At 71.6% G+C, this 3,271-nt stretch carries 1 protein-coding gene; it reads right to left on the bottom strand.

The genetic code is table 11. The features are described from left to right. Positions 1 to 1,249 precede the first annotated feature (1,249 nt). On the bottom strand, positions 1,250 to 2,968 hold the full coding sequence (locus tag VF665_RS08495; RefSeq protein WP_331052984.1) for a M14 family metallopeptidase: 1,719 nt from the start codon (positions 2,966 to 2,968) through the stop codon (positions 1,250 to 1,252). Positions 2,969 to 3,271 lie beyond the last annotated feature (303 nt).

The following is a 3,271-nucleotide window of genomic DNA, read 5'->3' as shown; positions in this document are numbered from 1 at the left end:
CGCGGCGCCTCTTTCGTTTTCTCTCCGGTGTGGCTGACGTGACGCATCCAGTGCGCTTGATGCCAGTTCGCGCCGCCGACGCCGCCCGTGGCGGCACCGTCCGCTCCACCCGTGTCCTGCCGCCCACCTCGGCGCCGGGGCGTCATTCTGGAGGAGCGTGCACCGCGCTTTCCCCGGCACCGGATCCATGCGCGACTGAAGAATCCCGGACCGAAACGTCCGCCGCGCCGCAGTCCGGCGCGGCGTGCTCGAGCCTCTCCCGCCGCACCCGCGGCTTCCGAGCACGGCGCGCAGCCAGGCGTGCATGGGACGCGGGATTCTTCGGTCGGCGCCACAGTCCGGTGTGACAGACAGTGCGGCGAGGCGCCTCGCTCAGAATGACACTCGAACTCCGAGCCGGGTGAGGGATCCCGGTGCGGCTGATGTGACGGGTCCGATGCGCCCGGTGCCATCTCGCGCCGCCGACGCCGCCCGCGGCGGCACCGTCCGCTCCACCCGTGTCCTGCCGCCCCACCTCGGCGCCGGGGGGTCATTCTGAAGGAGCGATGCGCCGGGCTTTCCCTGGCACCGCGTTCATGCGCGACTGAAGAATCCCGGACCGAAGCATCCGCCGCGCCGCGGTCCGGCGTGGCGTGCTCCAGCCTCTCCCGCCGCACCCGCGGGTTCCGAGCACAGCGCGCAGCCGGGCGTGCATGGGACGCGGTGGCGCGGGATTCTTCGGTCGGCGCCACAGTCCGGTGTGACAGACAGTGCGGCGAGGCGCCTCGCTCAGAATGACACTCGAACTCCGAGCCGGGTGAGCAATCCCGGTGCGGCTGATGTGACGAATCCGGTGCGCCCGGTGCCATCTCGCGCCGCCGACGCCGCCCGCGGCGGCACCGTCCGCTCCACCCGTGTCCTGCCGCCCACCTCGGCGCCGGGGCGCCAAATGAAGGAGCGTGCGCCACGCTTTCCCCGGTGCCGGATCCATGCGCGACTGAAGAATCCCGGACCGAAGCATCCGCCGCGCTGCGGGCCGGCGCGGCGTGCTCCACGCTCTCCCGCCGCACCCGCAGCGTCCGAGCACGGCGCGCAGCCGGGCGTACATGGGATGCGGGATTCTTCGGTCGGCGCCAGAGTCTGGTGTGACGGACGGTGCGGCGCAGCGCCTCGCTCAGAATGACACTCGGGGGGCGAGGCGTCACACCAACCTGGTTTTACCAAAACTCAGAATCACGCGCCCCCGCCCAGAGGCGAGGACTACCGCGCGTCACTCCGGCGGGCGCGTCCAGGAGGCGGCGACGGCGGTGCCGCAGTTGCCGGTGGGGCGGCAGCGCGTCCCCGCCGTGCGCTGCGCCGCGGGGGTGCGGAGGATGGGGTACGTGCCCGGCGCGCGCTCCAGCGCGGCGTCCAGAAAGTTCCAGTTCAGGAACCCGTCGTCGGAGCGCGGCTCCAGCAGCGTGAACGCAAGGCGGCCCAGCGGCTGCGACGAGGTCACGCGCAGGGTGCCCGCGGGCACGACGCGCTCCGTGCGAACGTACCGGCCCCACACGCGGCGCTCGCGGTGGTTCTGGAACGGCTGTGGCGCGATGCGGGTGGAATCGATCCGGAACTCCTCGACGGACAGGCGCGTGGGCGCGGCCAGCCGCTCCACGCGGACGCCGTGCGCCTCCAGCCGCGCCGCGACCTCCGCCAGTTCGACCGGGACGAGCCACGCCGTGGGAACGACCTCCGTTTCCGCCGCCTCGAACGTGGAATAATCCGCCATCCGCTCCGGCCGCAGCACGTCGCGCCGGCGCATCATCGGCTCGCCGGTGGTGGGGTGGCGCACCGTATCCACCGCGCCCATCAGAATCTCGGTCGGGTCAGCGGCGCGGTGCAGGCGCGCGGTCACGGCCAGGCGCTCGCCCGCCAGGGTGCGGGCATCCGCGGCTGCGGTCGCGCGGCGAATGCGGGTGGCGTTGGCGTGCGCCCAGGTGAGCACCTCGTCCACGAACTCGCCCGTGACGCGGATGCGCTCCTGAAAGGTGAGGTACGCGAACGCCTCGCTCAGAATGCCGAAGCGGTTGCGCAGCCCCGCGTAGTTGTTGCTGAAGCGGGGGCGGTGGTCGAACGAGTACCATCCCCGCTCCGCGCCCTCCGCCGCCGCCCACGGGCTTTCCGGCGTGGGGACGTTGCCGTAGTCGTGCAGCTCGCGGCCGTGCTCGGTCTTCATCCGGCGCACCACGGTGGGGAGCCACTCCCCGTTCAATGGCCCGGTGAGCAGCGCGTCCGTGTTGGGGTGCAGCGGCGGCGCGTAGGTGAGGTGGTAGGCGTGAAAGGTACCGTTGGTGGTGTGCAGGTCCATCCACACGTGCGGATCGTAGGCGCGCGCCATGTCCATCAGAGAGCGCGCCTCGGGCGAGTCCAGCTTGGTGTGGTCGCGGTTCAGGTCCAGCCCCTGCGCGTTGGGCCGCTGCCCCTGCCCGCCCACGGGCCCCAGCTGATGCGGCCGCGAGGTCATCGAGATGCGCTCGTTGCCATCCGCGTTGTAGATGGGGGCGATCAGGAGCACCAGCGAATCCAGCAGCCGTGCGTGCCGTCCCTGCGCGATCTCGCGCAGCAGGACCTGGAGGGCCTCCTTTCCCTCCACCTCGCCCGCGTGGATGTTGCCCTGCACGTACACGACCGTCTTTCCACTCGCCCGCACCGCCGCCGGGCTGGCGTCGCGCACGCGCCCCACCACCGCCAGCGGAAGCCTGCGCCCCTCCGTGGTCGCGCCGAAGTCCGTCAGGTGGATGAGCGGCGACGCGCGGTCCACCTCCGCCAGAAAGCGCATCACGTCGTCGTAGCGGCTCGTCTCCTGGTAGTTGGACCGTTCCGGCCGGGTGCGGAGCGTATCCAACGACGAGGGCGCGGCGGGCGGGCCGCTGCTCGGTGCGGACGACGCTCCGCACGCGGACAGCAGGGCAGCCGCGCCGGCGGCGATGGCGAAGCAGCGAATGAGCATCGGCTGAAAATCCCGTTTTGAAGGCTGGGGGAAGCTACCATCCCCGCGCCCCACGGCAAGCGCCACCTGCCTTCGCACCTGCGTGTCGTCCGCACTAACGATGAGCAACCCAGCCGACCACCTGCCCGGAGGTGGAGCGTGATCCTGTAGACAGCGCGCACCGTGGCTTTTCACTGCACCCGTGTGCGACTGGAGGAATCCTGGCCCGACGTCCGCGTCACCGACGGATAGCGCGCGGTGGGGATGAGCCTGATCGCCGCGAACGACGGGTTGTGGGCACGCCGCGCAAGCAGTCGTGCATCG

The sequence above is a fragment of the Longimicrobium sp. genome, from assembly GCF_036387355.1.
In the GTDB taxonomy this organism is placed as follows: domain Bacteria; phylum Gemmatimonadota; class Gemmatimonadetes; order Longimicrobiales; family Longimicrobiaceae; genus Longimicrobium.
Note: the sequence above shows the minus strand (reverse complement) of the source record. Positions and strands in the feature narration are given on the sequence as shown.

Excerpts from the sequence above, each read along its gene's own strand:
- VF665_RS08495 (WP_331052984.1), bottom strand. The coding sequence starts at position 2,968 with ATGCTCATTCGCTGCTTCGCCATCGCCGCCGGCGCGGCTGCCCTGCTG.